The sequence below is a fragment of the Andreprevotia chitinilytica DSM 18519 genome (assembly GCF_000711875.1).
Taxonomy (GTDB): Bacteria; Pseudomonadota; Gammaproteobacteria; order Burkholderiales; family Chitinibacteraceae; genus Andreprevotia; species Andreprevotia chitinilytica.
Map to the genome: position 1 here is coordinate 473,617 of NZ_JONM01000002.1, position 22,151 is coordinate 495,767.

20 protein-coding genes are annotated in these 22,151 nt (G+C 59.3%); 3 read left to right on the forward strand and 17 right to left on the reverse strand.

Annotation, left to right across the window (positions count from 1 at the left end; all coding sequences use genetic code 11):
- Positions 1-85: 85 nt before the first annotated feature.
- From acs to BR41_RS04940, 5 genes are all read right to left on the reverse strand, one after another.
- Positions 86-2,056 (reverse strand): acetate--CoA ligase, encoded by a 1,971-nt coding sequence (acs, locus tag BR41_RS04920; protein ID WP_035053415.1) that lies wholly within the window; start codon positions 2,054-2,056, stop codon positions 86-88.
- A 161-nt stretch (positions 2,057-2,217) separates the two neighbouring features.
- Positions 2,218-2,868, reverse strand: a complete 651-nt coding sequence (locus BR41_RS04925) for a 3'-5' exonuclease (RefSeq protein ID WP_051710168.1) — start codon at positions 2,866-2,868, stop codon at positions 2,218-2,220.
- A 2-nt stretch (positions 2,869-2,870) separates the two neighbouring features.
- A complete protein-coding gene (locus tag BR41_RS04930; protein WP_035053418.1) occupies positions 2,871-4,673 on the reverse strand; it encodes a DUF294 nucleotidyltransferase-like domain-containing protein in 1,803 nt (600 codons plus the stop codon).
- Between the two features lie 106 nt (positions 4,674-4,779).
- Positions 4,780-6,591, reverse strand: a complete 1,812-nt coding sequence (locus BR41_RS04935) for a cation acetate symporter (protein ID WP_035053420.1) — start codon at positions 6,589-6,591, stop codon at positions 4,780-4,782.
- Positions 6,588-6,899 carry a DUF485 domain-containing protein gene (locus tag BR41_RS04940; RefSeq protein ID WP_035053422.1) on the reverse strand — a complete coding sequence of 104 codons (312 nt, stop codon included), beginning with the start codon at positions 6,897-6,899 and terminating at the stop codon, positions 6,588-6,590. Before BR41_RS04940 ends, BR41_RS04935 begins: the two co-directional genes overlap by 4 nt.
- A 345-nt stretch (positions 6,900-7,244) precedes the next feature.
- On the opposite strand from BR41_RS04940, the gene BR41_RS04945 reads away from it, so the two are divergent.
- Entirely contained in the window at positions 7,245-8,135 is an 891-nt protein-coding gene (locus BR41_RS04945; protein ID WP_035053425.1) for a LysR family transcriptional regulator, read from the forward strand.
- Between the two features lie 167 nt (positions 8,136-8,302).
- On the opposite strand, the gene rpmG is transcribed toward BR41_RS04945, so the two are convergent.
- From rpmG to BR41_RS04960, 3 genes are all read right to left on the reverse strand, one after another.
- Positions 8,303-8,458 (reverse strand): 50S ribosomal protein L33, encoded by a 156-nt coding sequence (gene rpmG / locus BR41_RS04950; protein ID WP_035053427.1) that lies wholly within the window; start codon positions 8,456-8,458, stop codon positions 8,303-8,305.
- 14 nt (positions 8,459-8,472) lie between these two features.
- On the reverse strand, positions 8,473-8,706 hold the full coding sequence (gene rpmB / locus BR41_RS04955; protein WP_035053430.1) for a 50S ribosomal protein L28: 234 nt from the start codon (positions 8,704-8,706) through the stop codon (positions 8,473-8,475).
- A gap of 129 nt (positions 8,707-8,835) precedes the next feature.
- Complete coding sequence (locus BR41_RS04960) at positions 8,836-11,247, reverse strand: DNA translocase FtsK (RefSeq protein WP_035053433.1); 2,412 nt, start codon at positions 11,245-11,247, stop codon at positions 8,836-8,838.
- A gap of 234 nt (positions 11,248-11,481) precedes the next feature.
- On the opposite strand from BR41_RS04960, the gene BR41_RS04965 reads away from it, so the two are divergent.
- The gene (locus BR41_RS04965; protein WP_035053436.1) at positions 11,482-12,705 is read left to right on the forward strand and encodes an MFS transporter; all 1,224 of its coding nucleotides are present in this window, start codon (positions 11,482-11,484) and stop codon (positions 12,703-12,705) included.
- Between the two features lie 18 nt (positions 12,706-12,723).
- Positions 12,724-13,665: a 2-hydroxyacid dehydrogenase gene (locus BR41_RS04970; RefSeq protein ID WP_035053438.1), complete on the forward strand. Its 942-nt coding sequence runs from the start codon at positions 12,724-12,726 to the stop codon at positions 13,663-13,665.
- A gap of 30 nt (positions 13,666-13,695) precedes the next feature.
- On the opposite strand, the gene BR41_RS04975 is transcribed toward BR41_RS04970, so the two are convergent.
- From BR41_RS04975 to pstS, 9 genes are all read right to left on the reverse strand, one after another.
- Positions 13,696-14,442 carry a lysophospholipid acyltransferase family protein gene (locus BR41_RS04975; protein ID WP_035053439.1) on the reverse strand — a complete coding sequence of 249 codons (747 nt, stop codon included), beginning with the start codon at positions 14,440-14,442 and terminating at the stop codon, positions 13,696-13,698.
- Positions 14,443-14,487: 45 nt separating this feature from the next.
- Positions 14,488-14,964, reverse strand: coding sequence for a hypothetical protein (locus BR41_RS04980; RefSeq protein WP_035053442.1), 477 nt, complete (start codon positions 14,962-14,964; stop codon positions 14,488-14,490).
- A complete protein-coding gene (locus tag BR41_RS04985; protein WP_035053445.1) occupies positions 14,961-15,830 on the reverse strand; it encodes an FAD:protein FMN transferase in 870 nt (289 codons plus the stop codon). The genes BR41_RS04980 and BR41_RS04985 overlap by 4 nt, the downstream gene beginning before the upstream one ends.
- Positions 15,831-15,846: 16 nt before the next feature.
- Complete coding sequence (locus BR41_RS04990) at positions 15,847-16,407, reverse strand: FMN-binding protein (RefSeq protein ID WP_035053448.1); 561 nt, start codon at positions 16,405-16,407, stop codon at positions 15,847-15,849.
- A 96-nt stretch (positions 16,408-16,503) separates the two neighbouring features.
- Entirely contained in the window at positions 16,504-17,901 is a 1,398-nt protein-coding gene (locus BR41_RS04995; RefSeq protein WP_035053450.1) for a cell division protein ZapB, read from the reverse strand.
- A 335-nt stretch (positions 17,902-18,236) separates the two neighbouring features.
- The gene (gene pstB, locus BR41_RS05000; RefSeq protein WP_245615802.1) at positions 18,237-18,998 is read right to left on the reverse strand and encodes a phosphate ABC transporter ATP-binding protein PstB; all 762 of its coding nucleotides are present in this window, start codon (positions 18,996-18,998) and stop codon (positions 18,237-18,239) included.
- 39 nt (positions 18,999-19,037) lie between these two features.
- Positions 19,038-19,874 (reverse strand): phosphate ABC transporter permease PstA, encoded by an 837-nt coding sequence (gene pstA, locus BR41_RS05005; protein WP_051710170.1) that lies wholly within the window; start codon positions 19,872-19,874, stop codon positions 19,038-19,040.
- 29 nt (positions 19,875-19,903) lie between these two features.
- Positions 19,904-20,860, reverse strand: a complete 957-nt coding sequence (gene pstC / locus BR41_RS05010; protein ID WP_035053453.1) for a phosphate ABC transporter permease subunit PstC — start codon at positions 20,858-20,860, stop codon at positions 19,904-19,906.
- Between the two features lie 156 nt (positions 20,861-21,016).
- Positions 21,017-22,057 (reverse strand): phosphate ABC transporter substrate-binding protein PstS, encoded by a 1,041-nt coding sequence (gene pstS, locus BR41_RS05015; protein ID WP_035053455.1) that lies wholly within the window; start codon positions 22,055-22,057, stop codon positions 21,017-21,019.
- Positions 22,058-22,151 lie beyond the last annotated feature (94 nt).

The window sequence follows — 22,151 nt, forward strand, 5'->3', positions numbered from 1 at the left end:
TGCCCCACCGCGAACGGTGGGGCATAAGTGCTGCCGTGAAACAGTTGCGTGCGTCGGCGGTGGATTGCCGACTGAACGTGGTTCTTTACAGGGCGCTGTGGCGCAGTTGTTCCAGGATCGCCGGATTTTCCAGCGTTGAGACGTCCTGGGTGATCTCCTGACCCTTGGCGATGTCGCGCAGCAGGCGGCGCATGATCTTGCCGGAGCGGGTCTTGGGCAGGTTGTCGCCGAAGCGGATTTCATCCGGCTGGGCGATCTTGCCGATTTCGTGGGCAACCCATTCGCGCAGTTCCTTGGCGATCTTCTTCGCTTCTTCGCCTTCCGGACGGTTGCCCTTCAGGACGACAAACGCGACAACCGATTCACCCTTGATTTCGTGCGGCTTGCCGACGACGGCAGATTCGGCCACCAGCGGGTTGGCGACGAGGGCGGATTCGATTTCCATCGTGCCCAGGCGGTGACCGGAGACGTTCAGCACGTCGTCGATGCGGCCCATGATCCAGATGTAGCCGTTCTCGTCGAAGTGGGCCGAGTCGCCAGCCAGATACAGCTTGCCGTTGAACTCTTCCGGGAAGTAGGTCTTCTTGAAGCGCTCCGGGTCATTCCAGATGGTGCGAACCATGGCAGGCCACGGCTTCTTGATGACGAGGAAGCCACCCTTGCCCGGTTCGACCGGTGCGCCGGCTTCGTCCACGATGTCGGCGATGATGCCCGGAATCGGCAGCGTGCAAGAGCCCGGCTTGGTCGCCACGGCACCCGGCAGCGGGGCGATCATGTTGGCGCCGGTTTCGGTCTGCCACCAGGTATCGACGATCGGGCAACGGCCGCCGCCAACCACTTCGTGATACCAGATCCAGGCTTCAGGATTGATCGGCTCACCCACCGTGCCCAACAGGCGCAGGCTGGAGAGGTCGTACTTCTTCGGCAGATCGCCGCCGAGCTTGATCAAGGAGCGGATCGCGGTCGGTGCGGTGTAGAAGGTGGTGACGCCATGCTTTTCGATCATCGACCAGAAACGGCCGGCATCCGGGTAGGTCGGCACGCCTTCGAACACGACTTGCGTCGCGCCAATGCCCAGCGGGCCGTAGGTCACGTAGCTGTGGCCGGTGATCCAGCCCACATCGGCCGTGCACCAGAACACGTCGTTTTCCTTGTAATCGAATACCCACTTCATGGTCACTTGCGTGCCGAGCAGGTAGCCGCCGGTGGAGTGCTGGATGCCCTTCGGCTTGCCGGTGGAACCCGAGGTGTAAAGGATGAACAGCGGGTGTTCCGCATCGACCCATTCCGGTTCGCAATCGGTCGGCTGGCCCTTGATCAGGGCGCTCCACCAGATGTTGCGTTCTTCATTCCAGTGTTCGCACTTGTTCAGCGTGCGCGGGTAAACGATGACTTTTTCGATGGATTCGCAGCCGCCCAGACCCAGTGCTTCGTCAGTGACGGACTTGAGCGGAACGGCCTTGCCGCCACGTACGGATTCGTTGGCGGTGATGACGATCTTGGCTTGTGCATCCGAGATACGGTCGCGCAGTGCGCCAGCGGAGAAACCGCCGAACACCACCGAGTGGATCGCGCCGATACGGGCAGTGGCTTGCATGGCCACGATGGCTTCGATGCCGTGCGGCATGTAGATGACCACACGGTCGCCCTTGGTGACGCCGAGGCCCTTCAGGCCGTTGGCGAACTGGCAGACACGCTGGTACAGATCGCGATAGGTGACTTTGGTGACGGCGCCATCGTCGGCTTCGAAAATGATCGCAACCTTGTTGCCGCGCGCTTCGAGGTGACGATCCAGACAGTTGTAGGAGACGTTCAGCTCGCCATCTTCGAACCACTTGTAGGACGGCGCGTTGCTGTCGTTCAGCGTCTTGGTGAACGGTTTTTTCCAGCTGACCAGCTCGCGGGCGAGTTCGGCCCAGAAGCCTTCGTAATCGCTGTTCGCCTTGTCGCACAGCGCGTTGTAGCCTTCCAGACCGGAGACATTGGCCTTGGTACGGAAGTCGTCGGACGGCGGAAACAGGCGGTTTTCCTTCAGGACGGAATCGATTGAGCTCATGGGAGTTCCTTCTTGCGATGGCAGGGCCGAGAGGGCCCGATGGGTATCGACTGCCGCATCGGTGAAGCGGCGGCAGCGCAAAGTCGTGCGCCAATCTAACGCCGGCAGAAAGCAAAATCTAATCGCGATTTTTGATGCCGGGGATCAGTTACGCTGATGTTTCAAAATGTTGCTGGGTGGGGCGCGTGGCGGCGCTGCAATTTCAGGTAAATCAGCCCTGCCATCAGCGCATCGCACAGCGGGTCATGACGGGGTAATTCCGGCAGGCCGAGCGTGGCGCAGATGGCTGAGAGCGAGAGATCGACATCCGGTCGGTAGGCGGAAACATAGCGGTCGTAATACAACGCCGAGACCTCGATGCGCCGATTGGGCAGCCCGATGCCCAGCATGGGTCGCAGGTATCGGTTGAGTACCGCGAGATCGAACTCCAGGTAATAGCCGACCAGCGGCCGGTTGCCGATGAAGTGCAGTAGCTGTTCCAGTGCCACGTCGATTGGCAAGCCATTCGCCACATCCTGCGCCCGCAAGCCATGAATCGGCACTGTGGCCGGGTCGATGTCGCCTTGCGGGCGCACGGTGATCTGCAGGCGTTCGCTGGTGCACAACCGGTGGCCTTTGAGCGGGATGGCGGCGATGGACAGGATCTCGGCCCGCGTCGGGTCAAGGCTGGTGGTTTCGCAATCGATGCAGACAGCCTCATCGCCATCGTACGGCTCAAGCAGGAAAGCGTAGGCCGGATCGGCGAGTTGCCGTTGCCTGCGCTGGCGTCGCCGCGTCGCAAACCCCAAGGTGCGAAAAAATGCGCCGAGCATGGTCACAGCACCTGTAAGTGGTAACGCTGGCGGATCAGTGCCCGGAATTGCTTGACCACCTTGAGCGTGTCCTTGAGCAAATCCCGCTCCAGCGTGGTGAGTTGCTCCGGGGCGATCAGGTAGACGACCGCCTCGCCGCGTTGCCGTGCCTGCAGGCCGAACCGGAGATACAAACCCTGCAGAAAGGCCAGCGATTCGGCCAGGTCTTGTGCCACGGTGGCTGACAAGTGTGTGCGTTGCGCGAGGACTTCGATTCGGCGATAGGTGTTGGTTTCGCTGACGTGGTGCTCCAAGGCCAGGCTGCGCACCCCATGCACGATGGGGAAGATGCCCGCTTTCTTCAGGTCGATGTTGCTATCGCCGCTGCCAAGCAGTTGCGAGAACAGGCTGGGCTGGATCTCGAACTGTTCAATCGGGAAGGCGAAGCGGCTGCAGTAGGCAGCATTGCCAGACAGATAGCGGTTCAGATGGCTGCGCAGGTTTTCCAGCAGGGCAGTTTGGCCGGCAACCGGGCGGGCATCGAGCCAGATGGCGAGGTGCATCACGTTCGCGCCGTTGGCTGTATCGATCCAATCGTTGATCGCTTGTTTGAAGCCGGTTTCGCTGCGACGCCAGAACAGGTTTTGCACCATGATGCCGCCGGGGCAGCGTGGGTAGCCGAGTTCCACCAAGGCATCATTGAAGCGCTGGCAGACATCAGCGAGATCGGGGTGGGAATAACCATCGGCGATGATCAGCGCGTTGTCTTGATCGGTGGGCTGGATTTGCTCGCCGCGGCCTTCCGAACCCAGCGCCAGCAGGCAGACGTGGTTGAGCATGTCAGCGGGTGCCAATAGCGCAAACAGCCGGGCCAGCAATTGGCGGTGTAGTTCGCTGACCAGCCCGGCGATCAGCGTGACCTTCACACCACTGCCGCTGAGCAAATCCACCAGCCGCCGCATGCTATCCGATGCGCCTTTGAGTTCGTCGATACTGCAGGCGCGTTCGATTTGCGCGGCGACGATCTGCGAGTTGTTGGAGAGGTAGGACAGCAGGTTGACCTGCTCCAGCAGGCCGATGATTTCATCGCCACGTTTCACCAGCACGCGCTGGATGGTGTGGCGGGCCATCACCAGCATGGCCTCGAAGACGTAATCGTCCTCGTCAACGGTAATCAACGCGTGCTGTGCGTAATCGGCCAGTGGCGTGTCGGCTGGATTGCGGCCGTCGATGACGACATCGCGCAGATTGCTCTGGGTAAAGATGCCCGGGCCGTGCGGGCCGCGGAGCAACACGGTATTGGCATGGTGTTCGCGCATCAGGCGGGCGGCATCGAGCACGGTGCTTTGGTCGGTGAGCCAGAGCGGCGGGGTGAGATAGGTTTGGCTGACCTTGGACATGAGCGCCGGCCGCAGCTCGCGCTGCATTGGCCGATGCGCCAGTACCGACAATTTTTGTGCCACGTTTTGATAAAAGAAGGCGGCGAACAGCAGATTGCTTTGGGTGAGTTCGAGCACCAGCTCGCGGGGAATCTGCCACGCCAGCGTGTCTTCAATGGCGCGGTTTTCCACCTGGATGAGGCCGGTGACGAGGGCGCGGGCATCAAAGCTGTCGTTGGCGGCGTAAACGGCCGAGCAATCTTGCCCTTCGTATTCACCGACCTTGCCCTTCATCACCACATAGAGCGAATCCACCGGATGGCTTTGGGCCAGGATGACGCTGCCAGCCGGGAAGTAGACCAGATCGATGGCCGCTTCGACGCGGGCGCATTCGGTCTCGGTGAGGTTATCGAAGGGCGGGTGTTTGAAGTCGAACAAGTGGGACATAGCGAACTCGTGGCGGCAACGGTTTTAGTCTGGCGTAAAACACAACGCCCCGCTGTGGAGCGGGGCGTTGATGGACAAGCTACTGGTCACTTAGTGCAGAGATGAATTAGTGCTTGCTTGCGCCTTCTGCACCAATCCCCGTCATCGAACGAATGAACTGTGGCAGGAACAACGCCTTTTCTTGCTCAGCGCGCGGGCTCTTGTCCAGCACCGAAAACAGCCAAGTGAAGACAAACGCCAGCGTCATCGAGAAGATGGCCGGGTTGCTGTAGGCAAACGGCGCGCTGCCCTTCGGGTGGCCCAGCGTGGCTTCCCATACCGGCGGGCCGATGATGATCAGGCCGACAGCAGAGATCAGGCCGATCGTGCCGCCGATGACTGCGCCGCGTGTGGTCAGGCCTTTCCAGAACATCGACAGGAACAGCACCGGGAAGTTGGCCGACGCAGCAATCGAGAACGCCAGACCGACCATGAAGGCGATGTTCTGCTTCTCGAACAGGATGCCCAAGAGGATGGCAACGATGCCAAGGCCCACCGTGGCGTACTTCGATACGCGGATTTCATGCGCTTCATCAGCACGGCCGCGGGCAAACACGTTGGCATACAGATCGTGCGAGACCGCCGATGCGCCAGACAGGGTCAGACCGGATACCACAGCCAGAATGGTGGCGAAGGCAACGGCCGAGATGAAGCCGAAGAAATACTCGCCGCCAACCGCATTGGCGAGGTGAACCGCCGCCATGTTCGAGCCGCCAATCAGCTTGCCGGTTGCATCCTTGAACTCTGGATTGGTCGATACCAGCATGATCGCGCCGAAGCCGATGATGAAAGTCAGGATGTAGAAGTAGCCGATGAAGCCGGTGGCAAAGAACACCGATTTACGCGCTTCCTTGGCGTCCTTCACGGTGAAGAAGCGCATCAGGATGTGCGGCAGGCCAGCGGTGCCGAACATCAGCGCCAAGCCGAGCGAGATCGCATCAATCGGGTTCGACACCAAGCCACCCGGCGCCATGATATTGGCTTTGCCGGCCTTGACTGCATCCTCGCCCAGCGTCTTGGCTTTGGCGACGATCTCGGAGGCATCGGCCGCATTCGCAGCGACGGCCTTGGCGGCGGCTTCGGATGCAACAGCGGCCTTGGCGGCCAGGGCATGCGCACCGGCTTGTTTCACTTCAACCGCGCTGGCGAACATGCTTTCAACGTTGAAGCCGACGTGAGCCAGCACCATGATCGCCATGAAGGTCGCGCCACACAGCAGCAAGACGGCTTTGATGATCTGCACCCACGTGGTCGCCAGCATGCCGCCGAAGGTCACGTAGATCACCATCAATACGCCGACCAGCACGACTGCGGTGGTGTAGTTCAGTCCGAACAGCAACTGGATCAGTTTGCCGGCACCGACCATCTGCGCAATCAGGTAGAGCGCCACGGTGAACAGCGTGCCGGTGGCGGCAAAAGTGCGCAGCGGGGTTTGGGCCAAACGATACGAGGCCACGTCGGCAAAGGTGAACTTGCCTAGGTTGCGCAGGCGTTCTGCCACCAGGAAGGTGATGATCGGCCAGCCGACCAGAAAGCCGATCGAGTAGATCAGGCCGTCGTAGCCCTTATCGAATACCAGCGCGGAAATGCCGAGGAACGATGCGGCGGACATATAGTCGCCGGCGATGGCCAGCCCGTTCTGAAAGCCGGTAATGCCGCCGCCGGCCGCGTAGAAGTCCTTGGCCGAGCGGGTACGCTGCGCCGCCCAGTAAGTGATGCCAAGCGTGAAGGCGACGAAGATGATGAACATGACGATGGCGTGCCAGTTGACGGCTTGCTTCTGGACTGCGCCTTCGATTGCGCCGGATGCCCAGGTTGGCATGCTGGCGAGGAGGCCGGCGGCGGTCAGGCCGAGGCGGGTGTGGAGGGTACGGATCATTGGCGGGACTCCTCGACGAGTTCCTTCGTCAGCTGGTCGAACTCGGTGTTGGCGCGGCGCACGTAAATGCCGGTCAGCACGAAGGCGGACAAGATCACGAGAATGCCAATGGGGATGCCGATGGTAGTGACGCTGCCGGCCGACAGCGGAATGCCCAGTGTCTTGGGCGAGAAGGCGATCATCAGAATGAACCCGTAGTAAATCACGAGCATGACGATCGACAGCCACCACGACAGCGTTGTTTTCTTGTGTACCAGTTCCGCGAATTTCGGATTGTTTTGTACACGCTGGATCAGTGCTTCATCCATGCTTTGCTCCTCAGCGATTAAACGGTGCTACCGGTATATAGGCGACGCCAGTGCAGCGTGCCCGTTTCTGGTGCTTGCGATGCCAAGCCGAGTTACGAATCGGATCATCCGCCCAGTGTGAATATCCGGTTTGTAGACCGAATTGCTGCCCACTGTATGAGCGCTTGCTTTCTTCTATCCAATTGGAATTATTGATGCGACGAATCAGCATTTTTGATGCTGCGTTGCACCGCGCTTACCGGTCCATATGAAATCTGTATTTTCCGACTACATGCCCCATACGGACTTGGCTGCACTATCACGGTGCTTTAAGGGATAATCCTTAGACGGCTTTAGGGTTTTTCCATGGAACTTTATCAATTACGTACTTTTGTCGCGGTCGCCCAGCAGGGCCATCTGACGCAGGCGGCCGAGTTGCTACATTTGTCGCAACCGGCGGTCACGGCGCAGATCAAGGCGCTGGAAGAGGAACTGGGTACGCCGTTGTTCGAGCGTTATCCCGGTGGTGTGCAGCTGACCGAAGCCGGCAAGACGCTGCTGCCGGATGCCGAGCAAATGCTGGGGCTATCGCGCGGCATGTTGCATCGGGCCAAGGCGCTGGCGGATCAGCCCAAGGGCAAGGTACGGATCGGCACGATTGGTGTGCCGGCGCGGCTGAAGATCGGGCCGTGGCTGGCCTGTTTGCGTAGCCGCTATCCGCTGCTGACGGTGCAGACCGCGCATCATATTTCCGGGCATGTGCTGAATGAAGTCCGCAAGAAGACGCTGGATGGCGGTTTCTATCTCGGCCGCAACCCCTACCAGAACGTCAATTCGCTGCCGCTGGCGGAAATCCGTTTTTGCGTCGCTTTGCCCGCCAATCGCCAGGAATTGGTCGATGCGGATTGGCGCGAATTAGGTAGAACGCCTTGGTTGGGCTTATCGCAATTCACCAGCCTCTCCGGCATCACGCAGGAAGTCTGGCGCATGCAGAACATCGCCCCGCGCAGAGTGGGGGAGTTCGATGAGGAAGCGGTATTGGTGGAACTGGTGAAGGCGGGGGTCGGTGTGGCGTTGCTGGCTGAACGTACCGCGCAACGCTTTGCTGCGGATGGCTCGATTGCATTGTGGCGTAATGGCGAAACGGTGGATTCCGCGCCGCTGCAATTCATCTACTCGGCTGATCGCGAAGAAGACCCGTTGATTGCGATGCTGCGCGAAACGCTGGTTGAGGTCTGGCAGCTGCCGCAAGACTGATTGCTGGCCGGTAGGGCATGCTACTGCTCACACCTCACACCTCACACCTCACACCTCACACCTCACACCTCACACCTCACACCTCACACCGAAGGCAAGGCCCAAAAACCAAAAACCCCGCTCGGTTGAGCGGGGTTCTCGAGTATGCGGTACCGGCAGGAAACGGCTTACTTGAGCTTGGTTTCTTTGTACATCACGTGCTTGCGGACAACCGGATCAAATTTCTTGATCTCCAGTTTTTCCGGCATGGTGCGCTTGTTCTTGGTCGTGGTGTAGAAGTGACCAGTACCAGCGGATGATTCGAGTTTGATCTTTTCACGCATGATTCATGTACCTATTACAGTTCGCCGCGGGCGCGCAGATCGGCCAGGACGACTTCGATGCCGACCTTGTCGATGGTACGCAGTGCAGCGTTGGAAACGCGCAGGCGCACCCAACGGTTTTCGCTTTCAACCCAGAAACGGCGGGATTGCAGATTCGGGAGGAAACGACGCTTGGTCTTGTTGTTGGCGTGGGAAACATTGTTCCCGGACATCGGACGCTTGCCGGTGACCTTACATACTCGTGCCATGATAAAAAATCCTGACTTCGGAAAAAGGCGATTTATATCACGTTAACCCGCCCGATTTCAAGTGTGTTTGCATTGTGTCGTTGTAAATCACACACGAAAACGGGTGCTGATCGAGGCGCTGTTCAGAGCCTATTCCCCGGCCGGTGCCAGCACCGTCCGGTTGCCGTTGGTTTCCATCGGGCTCACCAGCCCGGCTTGTTCCATTTGCTCGATCAGCCGGGCGGCGCGATTGTAGCCGATCCGCAGTTGCCGCTGTACCGACGAAATCGATGCCTTGCGGGTCTTGACCACGAAGGAGACCGCCTCATCGTACAGCGGATCTGACTCACTGCCTTCGCTACCGCCACCTTCCCACGGTGCGCCACCGCCGCCTGCAGCCTCGGCCTCGAAGCCGCCATTGAGGATGCCGTCGATGTAATCCGGCTCGCCGGTCTGCTTCAGGTATTCGACCACTTTGTGCACTTCATCATCTGCGCAGAACGCACCGTGCACACGTTGCGGGTAGCCCGTGCCTGGCGGCAGATACAGCATATCGCCCTGGCCCAGCAGCGCTTCTGCGCCCATCTGGTCGAGGATGGTGCGGCTATCGACTTTCGACGAGACCTGGAAGGCGATACGGGTCGGGATGTTGGCTTTGATCAAGCCGGTGATCACATCCACCGATGGTCGTTGCGTGGCGAGGATCAAGTGAATGCCGGCCGCACGGGCCTTCTGTGCCAAGCGGGCGATCAACTCTTCGATCTTCTTGCCCGCCACCATCATCAGGTCAGCGAATTCATCCACCACGACGACAATAAAGGGCAGGTGCTCCAGCGGCTCGGGATTATCCGGCGTGAGCGTGAACGGATTAGTGAGCTTCTGGCCGGCCTTCTCAGCGTCTTTCACTTTCTGGTTGTAGCCAGCAAGGTTACGCACGCCCATGGCGCTCATCAGCCGATAGCGTTTTTCCATCTCCGCCACGCACCAGTTGAGTGCATTGGCGGCAAGCTTCATGTCGGTGACGACCGGAGCCAGTAGATGTGGAATGCCGTCGTAGACGGACAACTCCAGCATCTTCGGGTCGACCATGATGAAGCGCACTTCATCCGGCGTCGCTTTATAGAGCAGTGACAGGATCATCGCGTTCACGCCAACCGATTTACCCGAGCCGGTCGTGCCGGCCACCAGCAGGTGTGGCGCTTTGGCAAGATCGGTGACGATGGGCTTGCCGGTAATGTCCTTGCCCAGCGCCATCGTCAGCTTCGAACTCATATGGTGATAGGGTTCAGAGGAGATGATCTCGGAGAGGCGAATCGTTTGCCGGCTCGGATTGGGCAGTTCAAGGCCCATGCAGGTCTTGCCGGGAATCGTCTCGACCACGCGGATCGAGATCAGACCCAGTGCGCGCGCCAGATCCTTCATCAGGTTGACGATCTGACTACCCTTGACCCCAACCGCAGGTTCGATCTCGTAGCGCGTGATCACCGGGCCTGGGTAGGCGGCGATCACCTTCACTTCGACGTTGAAATCCGCCAGCTTGCGTTCGATCAGGCGAGAGGTGAATTCCAGCGTTTCGTGGCTGATGGTCTCTTGTGAGACCGGTGCTGGCGCCAGCAAGGAGATTGGCGGCAGCGCATCATTACCGCCCTTGTGTGCAACGGGCTGCGGGCGGACGGGCGGCAAATCATCCAGTTCGAACAGCATCGGCTGAGCCGCTTGGCGTTCGGCCTCGATCTGCAGTTTTTCCTGCGCCTTCTTTTCTTTTTCCAGCTTGCGCTCGACTGCGGCAGCCACTGGTACTTCGAGCTGCTGCGCTTCGATCTTGATCGGGGCTTTGTCTTCCTGACGCTTCTTTTCCTCCGTCACACGCTCTTCGCGTGCCACGGCCGCTTGTCGACCGATCTTGCGATCTTGCGATGCTTGCCAGCGCTCGCTGACGGTGGTGTAGATCCATTCGAGGAAGGTGCCGAGCTTTTCCATCACGTCCAGCCACGAAATGGTCGTGAACAGGGAAAAACCGATGGCGAATGCGGCAATCAGCGTGAGTGTCGCACCGGCAAAGCCAAGCGTGCGGAACAACCAACCGCCTAGCGCCGCACCCAGATAACCGCCGGGCAGTCCGGGCAGATCGAATTTCATCGAGTGCATGCGCAGCATTTCCAGGCTGCAGCTCGATAGCAGAATCAGCGTGAAACCCAGGCAGGCGAGAAAGATCACCGGCCGGCTCGATTCCGTGTTCACCCGGTCGATACGCCGGTAGCCCCACAAGATGGCGCCAAAGCAGAAAGGCACCCACCACCAGGCGGATAGTCCGAACAGCGACAGGAAAATATCGGCGACCCAAGCGCCAAGCCAGCCGCCGCGATTCTTGATCTCGGCCTGTGTGGCGCTATGCGACCAGCCCGGATCGGCCTGATGGTAAGTGGCGAGCGCCAGCACCAGATAAAGCACCACCGCGACCAGCAGCAACCACCACGATTCACGCAGCACATTGGCGATCGGTGCGGGCAGCGCATTGCGGGTCGACGCGTTGGCGACGTTCTTCTTGCGGAATAAAGCCATGACTGCCTGGGTGAAAGCGGGGACAGCAGATTATATCCGTACCGCTTGAACCGGTGATGACGCATGCGATGGTTTGCAGCCAGATCCCTATCAAAGTCAGTGCATTAGCGTAATTTGATTTCAAATGGAATTGTTTTTATGCCCGATGACGTTGCCGTTTAAATCGGCGCAAACTCGCCGGTTAGCGTGGGCCATGGCATTCGCCATTCTGCCTGCGCACTAAGGTGTCCTTCCATGTCTGATCCCCTTGCCAGCAATGCTGACACAACCGTTGGGTCGCAACACGCCCCCACTTTGCAGATCGTCTCGGTCGTTCTCTTCACTTTCCTGTGTTATCTCAGCATCGGCATTCCGCTCGCCGTACTGCCGCCCTACGTGCATACCGACCTGGGCTACGGCTCGGTGGTCGCCGGTCTGGCGATCAGTCTGCAATACGTCGCCACACTGTTGAGCCGCCCGCATGCCGGCCGGATGGCGGATACCATCGGCCCCAAGCGCACGGTGGTGTATGGGCTGATTGCCTGTGGTGTGAGCGGGGCGTTCCTGCTACTGGCGGCTTTGTTTACCGCTAAACCCTGGCTAAGCCTTGTCGCCGTGCTTGCCAGCCGCGCCGTGCTCGGCTTTGGTGAAAGCTGCGTGGGCACCGGCGCCATTACTTGGGGCATCGGCCGCGTTGGTGCGCAGCACACGGCCAAGGTGATTTCGTGGAATGGCGTTGCGACTTATGGCGCGCTGGGGCTTGGAGCACCGCTGGGTGTCGGCTTGGCGGGCGCTTTCGGTTTCGGCGCGATTGGCGCCAGCGTGGTTGCGCTGGGGGTTCTGGGTTTCGTGCTGGCATCGTCTAAACCCGCGACGGAAATTATCCACGGCGAGCGCCTGCCATTCCGCAACGTGCTGGGCCGGGTGCTCCCCTACGGCGCAGGTTTGGCGCTGGGGTCGATCGGCTTCGGTGTGCTCGCCACCTTCATCACGCTCTTTTACGCCAGCCGCCATTGGCCGAATGCCGCGCTGACGCTCACGCTGTTTGGCGCATGTTTCGTCGGCGTACGGCTGCTCTTCGCCCACTCGATCAGCAGCTATGGTGGCTTCCGCGTGGCGCTGATTTCATTCGCCATCGAATGCATCGGTTTGCTGCTGCTATGGTTCGCGGTATCACCGTCGTTGGCATTGCTGGGCGCGGCACTGACTGGCTGCGGTTTTTCGCTGGTATTCCCGGCGCTGGGTGTCGAAGCAGTCGGCTTGGTGCCGGCCTCAAGCCGTGGCTCCGCGCTCGGGGCGTATGGCTTGTTCCTCGATGTGGCACTTGGCATCACCGGTCCGGTGGCGGGCGTGATCATTGGCGGTTACGGCTATCCGGCGATTTTCCTTGTGGCTTCGCTTGCTGCCGCTGGTGGCGTGGTGCTGACGGTGGTGCTGGCCCGTTCCAATCACCGTCGTGCCGATGCGACAATCGCCTGATTTGCAAGGAGGCTCCCCGTGTCCAAACCTGATGTGATCGTCACCAGCCCATTGTTGCCCTCACTGATGGATGCGGTGGAGCGAGACTTCAACGCGCTCAAACTCTGGCTCGCACCGGATCGGGCCGCCTTCTTGCGTGAGCATGCGGCAACAGCGCGTGGCATTGTCACAACCAGCTTCATGGGGGTGGACGCGGCACTGATGGCCGCTTTACCCAAGCTCGAAATCATCACGAATTTCGGTGTCGGTTATGACGCTATCGATATCGCTGCTGCCAAGGCACAAGGCGTCGTCGTGACCAACACGCCGGACGTGCTGTGCGAAGGCGTGGCCGACTGTGCGATGGCGCTGCTGCTGGCGGTATCACACCGTATCTGTGAAGCCGATCGCTACGTGCGTGCCGGGCGCTGGACGAAAGGGACGTTTCCCCTCGGCGTATCGCCGGCCGGCAAGCTGTGCGGCATCGTGGGCATGGGCGGCATCGGCCGTGCCGTCGCGAAACGGGCTGAAGCATTCGGCATGCGCATTGCTTACCACGGCCCGCGCCAGAAGGACGATCTTGCTTATCCGTTCTATGCCGATCTGGAGGCGCTGGCCCGCGATGCCGATTACCTTGTGCTCGCGCTGCCCGGTGGTGATGAAACCCGCCACACCGTCGATGCGCGCATCCTGAAGGCGCTCGGCCCGACCGGTTTCGTGATCAACATCGCACGTGGCTCGGTGATGGACGAAGCGGCGCTGGTCGCTGCCTTGCAAACCGGTGAATTGGGCGGTGCTGGTCTGGATGTGTTCGAAGACGAACCCAAAGTGCCGGAAGCCTTGTTCAGCATGGACAACGTCGTGCTGTTGCCCCATATCGGCAGCGCAACGCACGAAACCCGCAAGGCCATGGGGGATTTGACCTTTGCCAATCTAAAGGCGTGGTTTGCGGGTGAGCCGGTGCTGACGCGGGTGGTTTGATCAGGTGATTTGATTGGGGGGAGGGTGCGGTTACTCAAGAAACCGCGCCTGCCAGCCCAAGAACAACTGGTACGCATGCGCCGAATAACTTTCGCGATCCGCGAAGTCTGCCGGGTTCAGCGGATCGAACACGTGGTAATTCGCGGTGTGATTCGGGGCGGTCATGATGGTGCGGATTTTCTGCAATAACGTCTCGCCCTGCCCCCATTCGAATGCCTCTTGCGCTTCGTAATGCAGAAACACCGGCACGATGGGCACGCCGGTTTCCAGCGAGACCGTGAAAGCGCCATAGAGAAACTTCTCCCACAGTCGTCGACCTTTGCAGCCGCCTTCCGGGTACAGGGCGATATTCTTGCCGGCCTGCACGCTATCGATCATGGCGTGCAAGGCCTCTTGGCGAGAGCCTTTGCTGGCTCGTTGCACGAACAAGGTGCCGGCGGCGACAGCGATGCGGCCGACGAACCACCAATCGCGCACTTCTTCTTTCGCAAGGCTCGATACCGGAAACAAGGCCGGGATGCCGACGTCTTCAAAGGCCGAGGGGTGATTGGCGATCAGGATGTAATGTTCGGGCAGCGGTTTGGTGTTGTGCTGATGCAGATGCAGATCGACGCCAAGTGCCCGCACGAAACAGCGGCACCAGACGTGAAACAGGTGCGGATACCAGCCCCCGAGCCACGCCATTGGCAACCGCGCCAGCAGCATCATGGCCAGCGTGAAGGCGGTCAGGTCGAGCCAAGCAAGTAGTTGTTTCAGGTGGCGCAGCAAAGAAAGCATGGGGCATCCGGACTGGTGGCTCTCGATTCAGCTTACGCGTAATGCCTAAATGCTGCCGTTTTGCGATTTGCGCCGCCGGCCCATGCGGATGTGCCAATACAAAACCGGTAGTGCGATACCGCCCACCATCCAATGCAGCCATTCGGTTGATTGCCGTAATTGCTCGCCATCGAAGTAATAAAGGCCATAGCCCGTTAGCGCCAGCAGTGAACAGCTGACAGCGATCACGCTGCCGCTCCAGCGATTTCGCCGGATATGCCACGCATGCAGAATATGGCTGTACAACAGCGAGCCGGCGAAATAGGTCAGCAACAATGCTGCTGCTCCGTGGACTTTCATGCTCCAGGGGAGGAGCGGGCTGGGCGTGAACGCCATCTCGGCACCCGCAAAGAAATGCAGATAAAGCCAGACCGAGCCACTGATCAACAAGATGGCAAACAATGCGTAAATCAGGCGTCTGCGCTTGTCGCCGATGCGGATGGTCGGCAATAGATGGGATGGACGTTTCGGAGCTTTGTTCATGACGGGGAGGGGGCGTGAAAAGCGGCGACCCGCGCATGATAGCGAGCCAGCATCGGATGCTCAGGATTTTCTGATGACAACACGATCTTGGTGAGGGCATCCGCATGCATGCAGCTCGGCGCGACGATGGTGACACCGCAATTGCGCCGCAATGGCATACCGCTCTGACCTTGCAACAGCGTCGGGGCGTGCTGCTGGTCTGCTGGGGTCAAGCCGTTGCTGGCCGATGACGCCAAGGCGGCGTTATCCAACGGGTAGGTCTCGGTCAGCCGGGCCGGATTACCCGGGTGGCGCAAATGGATCGGCAGCGGCCCTTGGCCGATGTGGCGCAAATCCCCACCGGCGTTCACGCAAGCTTGTTCCAGCGGGTATTGGCCAAGCGCTTCAATGGCGAGATCTACCGCGTAGCCCTTGGCAATACCGCCCAGATCGAGCCACGCGAACTGGCGCTTGCTGACGTGGTTCCCGAAAAAATCCAGCAACGGCCAAACGACATGCTGTTCCACCGTTCGCTTGCCAACGTGAGGTGGCGGGTTAAGCGTCGGATGTGGCAGTTGGCCACTGGCAACCAATCGGTGCGCCAGCGCCGGGTTGAAAGCCGCAGCCGATTCAATCGCCAGGGTCTGGGCGGCTTGCAGTACGTGGCAGGTACGCGGATCGAGCAGCACGGTTTGGTTAGGCGCAGCTTGATTGAGCCGGCTCAAATCGCTGGCCGGGTCGTGAAAGCTCATCAGCCGATGCACATCGGCGATGCATGCAAATGCGGCCTCGCTGGCTTGCTGGGCGAGTTGTGCGTCGGCGCAATGCATGCTGATTTCGACCAGCGTGCCAAGCCAGGGCTGCGCGCGTCGGAAGTGCGAGGTCATTCGATGGCCCGAGGACTCAAGCGTGCACCAAGGCCAGCTGTGCCCACGTGGCGATGCGTCGCACACCGTCGGTGAGATGGGTGCAGGACAAAGTGGCGCCGCTGATGTTGGCGATGTCGTCGCCGATACGTAGCGGCGCTTTGGCGCTCTTGCCGACAAACTGGTTGCGCCAAGCCTGATTGCGTACTTCAAAGCCGTGGCTTTCGCGATAGGCGAGGATCTCGACGCTGCGGATGGTGGCATCGGTATTCAAGGCGACGGCGTAGCTGATCAATTCGAACTTGCCCAGTACCGCATCGGTTACTACGTAGCCGAGCACCGTATCACCCTTCTTTGCCTGCCACACCACCCAGCCGGCCGGCCGCAGCGGCCCACCGGCCTTGGCTTCAATGGCTTTTTGCTGATCGGCGCTCATGTGCAGCGGATAGGGGGCGAATTCGGTGGCATCGGCGAACATCAGTTTTTTCGCATCGGCGATGGATAGGTAATCTGCCGCGTATACCTGCGTGACGACCAAACCGGCCGATGCAGCAGCAGCTGCACAAATCACGACTGCAGGAATCGAGTGGTAACGCATGGGTGAGTGTCCGTATTCAATCCGTATTCAATCAATTCAGGAAAGCAGAAAGGGCGGCTTACTTCGCCACCCGTCCACGATGCAATGACTGCGTAATCAGAATTCCACGCCCAAGCCCAAATCAAAGCGCGAGAAGTCTTTGTTGATGCGGAAGTTCTGGTAATCCGCCTTCAGCACCACATTCGGATTCAAATAGAAGTTGGCCCCGATGGTGTAAACCGTGTCATGCGTTTGCGGCAAGAAATCCAGACCCGGCAAGGGTTGTGCCGGCGTAGTGCTGGTTCCGGCCGGAATGCCTTCGTACTTGGCGCCCATATCGTAGTGCTCTGCCCGCACAAATGGGCTCAGACGATAATCGCCATTTTGCCAGGCGTTGTAGGCGGCTTGCAGGTAATAGCCATAAAACTCAGCTGGCAAGGGGTTGGGCGAGCCGGGGAATTGTGCATTGGCATCTGCGGTGTGTGAGAACGAACCATGCGCATAAAGGGCCGAGATATCCCATTTCCCCGGATTCCAACGGCCGTGCGCTTCCCATAGCAGAACGCGTTCGTTATCCGGGATATTGGTTTGATTGCGCACCACGCCGCCAGTAAAGATCGAGCCGCCGATCAACAGGCTGGGGATACCTGAGTAATTCACCGAAACGTATTGAGACAGATGCTGCGCGTTGGCGAAAGCCATTTCCTGGTGGGTGGCTTGCATCGGTGCAATCGCGCTGGTCTGTAATTCAAGCGCCGTGGTGTATGGCGCTTTTTGCGGCGTGAAATTCCACTTGGACAGATCCAGCCCGGTCGTAAGGCCGGCATTCCAGTTGAAACCGTTGTCGGTATTGCCATGCAGCGCCAGGCCACCTTCACGCCATGTGCTTGGGATGATCAGTGTTTCAACGAAATTGCGTTGTACGCCGTAATAATGCGTCGGTTCGTGCGACTCGTTCAACAGGCCGGATGGAATCAGGAACAGGCCGGCTTGCAGCGAAGCCCAATCGGTCAACTTGTGATCGACGTAAAACTGCTCGACTTCGAATTCGCCCACATCGCTTGATGAGGTGACGGCATGTTCGATTTCGAATTCCGAATTGAAGCGGGTACGGTCATTGAATTGATAGCCGAAACCAAAGACGGCGCGTGCCAGATCGGCCTGCGTTTTATCGGAATGCTTGGTCGGATGGTTGTAGTACAGCTCGCCATAGCCCCAGATATCCAGATTTGCCAGTGCACTGGGTTTGGCTGCGATTTGGGTTTGGGTATCTTGTACTGCTTGCAGTTGCGTTTGTTGTTGCGCGACCTGCTGTTTTTGCTCTGCTTGCTGATTGACCAGTGTCGTATTCTGCGCTTTGAGTTCCTGTAATTGCGATTTCAGCAGTTGCAGCTCTTGCGCCATATTGTCGATTTTTTGTTCCAGCAATTGCTGCGAGGTATCGGCCAGCGCCAGGCTGCTGCTGGAAAGCGCCATTGCCGCCAGCAAGGCACGCGAAGTACGTTGTGTTTTCATTGTTTGCTCTCTCAGGTTTGATTCGACTGCTTCTGTGGTTTTGTTTTGATATGAATGAGAATTTTTCGCAAATGCTATTGGGATTGGTTCTCATCATCAAACAATGAAATGTAAGGTTATGTACGCGTCATTTTTGCAGCCGGATGGCGCGGAAGCGGCTTGCGGCTCATGTAGGAAGGCTGCTGCTGGCCGAGTGCGAGAGCGCTTGAGGCCGGGCTTGTGCGGGGAGGGGGATCAAGCAACGCCGAGGTTGGCGCCGATGGGGTCTGGAGAGGGGAGGGGGCAGGCTTGCCGAGTAGATTAGCTCGGCAAGCCGTGATTGCGAGGAGTCTGGATCAGCCGAACTTGCCGGTGATGTAGTCTTCCGTCGCTTTTTGCTTCGGCGTGGTGAAGATGCTGTCGGTCTCGCCCACTTCGATCAGCTCGCCCAGATACATGTAGGCGGTGAAGTCGGACACCCGCGCAGCCTGCTGCATGTTGTGGGTGACGATGGCGATGGTGTAGTCACGCTTCAACTCGTGCACCAGTTCTTCGACGTGGGCGGTCGAGATCGGGTCGAGCGCGGAGGTCGGTTCATCCAGCAGCAGGATTTCCGGCTTGACCGAGACGGCACGGGCAATACACAACCGTTGTTGCTGACCGCCAGAGAGGCCCAAGCCCGATTGCTTGAGCTTGTCCTTCACTTCGTTCCACAGCGCAGCTTTTTGCAGTGCCCATTCCACGCGGTCGTCCATTTCGGACTTCGGCAGCGTTTCGTACAGATTCACGCCAAAGGCGATGTTGTCGTAGATCGACATCGGGAACGGCGTCGGCTTCTGAAACACCATGCCGACTTTGGCGCGCAGCATGTTCAGGTCGATGCCGGCATTGAGGATGTTCTTGCCGTTGAGGATGATCTCGCCCTCGGCGCGCAGCTTGGGGTAGAGGTCATACATGCGGTTGAAGGTGCGCAACAGTGTCGATTTGCCGCAGCCGGACGGCCCGATGAAGGCGGTGACCTTGCCTTCGAGGATGTCGAGGTTGATGTTCTTCAGCGCGTGGAAATTGCCGTAATAGAAATTAAGGTTCTTGACGACCAGCTTGGCGTTTTGGTTCACGGGTTGGCTCATGGGGGGGCAGAGTCCTGTTTATTCGGGTCAGTGTTGGCTCGAAGGGCGAACCAGGATGCGGGCAACGACGTTCAAGCCAAGTACGAACAGGCCGATCAGCAAGGAGCCGGCCCAAGCCAGCGTGTGCCAGTCTTCGTACGGTGCCATCGCGAACTGGAAGATCACCACTGGCAGGTTGGCCATCGGCTGATTCATGTTCGAGTAGAACTGGTTGTTGAGCGCGGTGAACAGCAGCGGGGCGGTTTCGCCGGCAATGCGCGCGACGGCCAGCAAGATGCCGGTGAGTACGCCGGCCTGGGCTGAGCGCAAGGTGATGAACAGCGTCATCTTCCATTGCGGTGCGCCGAGTGCATACGCGGCTTCGCGCATGCTGTTCGGCACCAGTTTCAGCATGTTCTCCGTCGTGCGCACGACCACCGGGATGACCAGCAGCGCGAGTGCCAGCGACCCGGCAATCCCGGAGAAGTGGTTGGTGCGCGTGACATACAACTCGTAAATGAACAGACCGATCACGATGGAGGGCGCGGCGAGCTGGATATCGTTGATGAAACGGGTTGCCGGTGCCAGCCAGCCGCGCTGGCCGAATTCAGCCAAATAGGTGCCGGCCAGAATGCCGATCGGTGTGCCGATGGCGGTGCCGACGGCAGCCATCTGGATGCTGCCGATGATGGCGTTCGACAAGCCGCCCTTGCTGCCCGGAGCCGGTGTGGTTTCGGTAAACAGGCTCAGCGTGAGGCCGCCAAAGCCGTTCTTGAACAGGGTAAAGAGGATCCACATCAGCCAGACCAAGCCGAACAGCATGGCAGCGATGGAGAGGCCGATGCTGAGTACATTGATGAAGCGGCGGCGCGCGTAACGGTTCATTGTTATTGGTTCTCCGTGGTCAGGCCGGGTCAGGAATTCGCGCCTTCGCCTTTTTGCAGGCGCAGCAGCAGGATTTTCGAGAGCACGAGCACGATGAAGGTGATGACGAACAGCAGCAGGCCCAGATAGATCAGCGAGGCCACGTGCAGGTCGTCGCTGGCCTCGGTGAACTCGTTGGCCAGCGTGGCGGCGATCGACGTGCCCGGATCGAACAGCGAGTGAATGGTGCTGTGCGAGTTACCGATGACGAAGGTGATTGCCATGGTTTCACCAAGCGCACGGCCCAAGCCGAGCATCACACCGCCAACGACGCCGTTCTTGGTGAAGGGCAGCACCACGTTCCACACCACTTCCCAAGTCGTGCAGCCGAGGCCGTAGGCCGATTCCTTCAGCATGGCCGGCACGACTTCAAACACGTCGCGCATCACCGAAGAGATGTACGGAATGATCATGATCGACAGGATCAGGCCGGAGGTCAGCATGCCGATGCCCATCGGCGGGCCATCGAACATCGGCCCGAGCAGCGGGATGCCCTGGGTGTGATTTTGCAACCACGGCTGGACGTTATCGGCAAACCACGGGGCGAAGACGAAGAGGCCCCACATGCCGTAAATGATCGACGGCACACCAGCCAGTAGCTCGATGGCAATGCCGAAGGGACGGCGTAGCCAGACCGGGGCGAGTTCGGTGAGGAAGATGGCAATGCCGAAGCTGACCGGCACGGCGATCAGCAAGGCAATGAAAGACGACAGCAGCGTGCCGATGATGGAGTTGCGCCCACCGAACACGTGTGTCACCGGGTTCCACTGGTCGCCAAGCACGAAGCCGAAGCCGAACTGCTTGATTGACGGCCATGCGCCGATGATCAGGGAAATGATGATGCCGACGAGGATCGCCAACACCAGGAATGCAAAGAAACGGGTTGCGCCGCGGAACAGCCAATCTTGTCGCTGTTGTTGTTTGAGTCGCGCTGCATGGGATGCCATTAAATGCTCCGCCGAAAGACCGGGAGACGAGGACGCCGAATTGCGCCGCTTATTATTGCTGGGGCTGATTTGCAAACCAACAGGAGCCACGAGGGCTCCTGTTGGTTGTTCCGGTTTAGACATCCGATTGTATGACAGCTGGATGCCGGACCGCGATTACTTCAGAACCGGTGCGTTGTCTGCGCCAGTGATTTGCTTCCACGAAGCACGCACTTCGTTCTTCACGGCATCCGGCAGCGGCACGTAGTCCAGATCCAGCGCGGTCTTGTCGCCATCCTTGTACGCCCAGTCGAAGTACTTCAGCACTTCGCGGCCGGTTTCCGGCTTGTCTTGCTTCTTGTAGACGAGGATGAAAGTCGCGCCAGTGATTGGCCATGCATCCTTGCCGGCTTGGTCGGTCAGCACCACGGCGAAGCCCGGTGTGCCCTTCCAGTCAGCATTGGCAGCAGCGGCCTTGAAGGTGTTTTCAGTCGGCTCTACGAAATTGCCGGCCTTGTTCTGCAGTTGGGTGTAATCCATCTTGTTTTGCTTGGCATATGCGTATTCGACATAGCCGATGGAGCCCTTGATGCGCTGAACGTATTGGGCCACGCCTTCGTTACCCTTGCCGCCTACGCCAACCGGCCAGGACACGGATGCGTCGTTACCAACCTTTTCCTTCCATTCGCCGGAGACCTTGGAGAGGTAGTTGGTGAAAATCCAGGTGGTGCCAGAGCCGTCGGCGCGGTGCACAACGGTGATCGCCTGATCCGGCAGCTTGATGCCAGGGTTCAGCTTTTGCAGCGGTTCTTCATTCCACTTCTTGATCTTGCCCAGGAAGATTTCAGCCAGGACAGCAGGGGACAGCTTCAGCTCACCACCCTTGACGACATCCAGATTGGCGACCGGAACCACGCCGCCCATCACGGTCGGGAACTGCGCCAGACCGGATTTATCCAGTTCAGCTGCGGACAACGGCTTGTCGGAAGCGCCGAAATCAACCGTCTTGGCCTGGATTTGCTTGATGCCGCCGCCGGAGCCGATCGATTGGTAGTTCAGACCGGTCTGGGTCTTGGCCTTGTATTGTTCGGCCCACTTGGCATACAGCGGATACGGGAAGGTTGCGCCAGCGCCGGTGATGTCGGCTGCGAACACGTTTGCGGTAAACAAGCCCGCGGCAACGCCGAGGGAAACGAGCAATTTGCGTCCATACGACATGGTGAAGCTCCTAGGTAGATCAGCACCGTAGTGGCCGGTGCGAGCGTTGGTAGATACGGTATGGGGACGGATGCTAGCGACTTCATGTTTCTGA

Bases quoted from the DNA above. Each gene is read 5' to 3' on its own strand.
- pstA (WP_051710170.1), bottom strand. From the start codon at position 19,874: ATGAACCGTTACGCGCGCCGCCGCTTCATCAATGTACTCAGCATCGGC.
- BR41_RS04975 (WP_035053439.1), bottom strand. From the start codon at position 14,442: ATGCTTTCTTTGCTGCGCCACCTGAAACAACTACTTGCTTGGCTCGAC.
- acs (WP_035053415.1), bottom strand. From the start codon at position 2,056: ATGAGCTCAATCGATTCCGTCCTGAAGGAAAACCGCCTGTTTCCGCCG.
- rpmB (WP_035053430.1), bottom strand. From the start codon at position 8,706: ATGGCACGAGTATGTAAGGTCACCGGCAAGCGTCCGATGTCCGGGAAC.
- BR41_RS04980 (WP_035053442.1), bottom strand. From the start codon at position 14,964: ATGAACAAAGCTCCGAAACGTCCATCCCATCTATTGCCGACCATCCGC.
- BR41_RS04965 (WP_035053436.1), top strand. From the start codon at position 11,482: ATGTCTGATCCCCTTGCCAGCAATGCTGACACAACCGTTGGGTCGCAA.
- pstC (WP_035053453.1), bottom strand. From the start codon at position 20,860: ATGGCATCCCATGCAGCGCGACTCAAACAACAACAGCGACAAGATTGG.
- BR41_RS04985 (WP_035053445.1), bottom strand. From the start codon at position 15,830: ATGACCTCGCACTTCCGACGCGCGCAGCCCTGGCTTGGCACGCTGGTC.
- BR41_RS04925 (WP_051710168.1), bottom strand. From the start codon at position 2,868: ATGCTCGGCGCATTTTTTCGCACCTTGGGGTTTGCGACGCGGCGACGC.
- BR41_RS04960 (WP_035053433.1), bottom strand. From the start codon at position 11,247: ATGGCTTTATTCCGCAAGAAGAACGTCGCCAACGCGTCGACCCGCAAT.
- BR41_RS04940 (WP_035053422.1), bottom strand. From the start codon at position 6,899: ATGGATGAAGCACTGATCCAGCGTGTACAAAACAATCCGAAATTCGCG.
- rpmG (WP_035053427.1), bottom strand. From the start codon at position 8,458: ATGCGTGAAAAGATCAAACTCGAATCATCCGCTGGTACTGGTCACTTC.
- BR41_RS04995 (WP_035053450.1), bottom strand. From the start codon at position 17,901: ATGAAAACACAACGTACTTCGCGTGCCTTGCTGGCGGCAATGGCGCTT.
- BR41_RS04930 (WP_035053418.1), bottom strand. From the start codon at position 4,673: ATGTCCCACTTGTTCGACTTCAAACACCCGCCCTTCGATAACCTCACC.
- BR41_RS04935 (WP_035053420.1), bottom strand. From the start codon at position 6,591: ATGATCCGTACCCTCCACACCCGCCTCGGCCTGACCGCCGCCGGCCTC.
- pstS (WP_035053455.1), bottom strand. From the start codon at position 22,057: ATGTCGTATGGACGCAAATTGCTCGTTTCCCTCGGCGTTGCCGCGGGC.
- BR41_RS04990 (WP_035053448.1), bottom strand. From the start codon at position 16,407: ATGCGTTACCACTCGATTCCTGCAGTCGTGATTTGTGCAGCTGCTGCT.
- BR41_RS04945 (WP_035053425.1), top strand. From the start codon at position 7,245: ATGGAACTTTATCAATTACGTACTTTTGTCGCGGTCGCCCAGCAGGGC.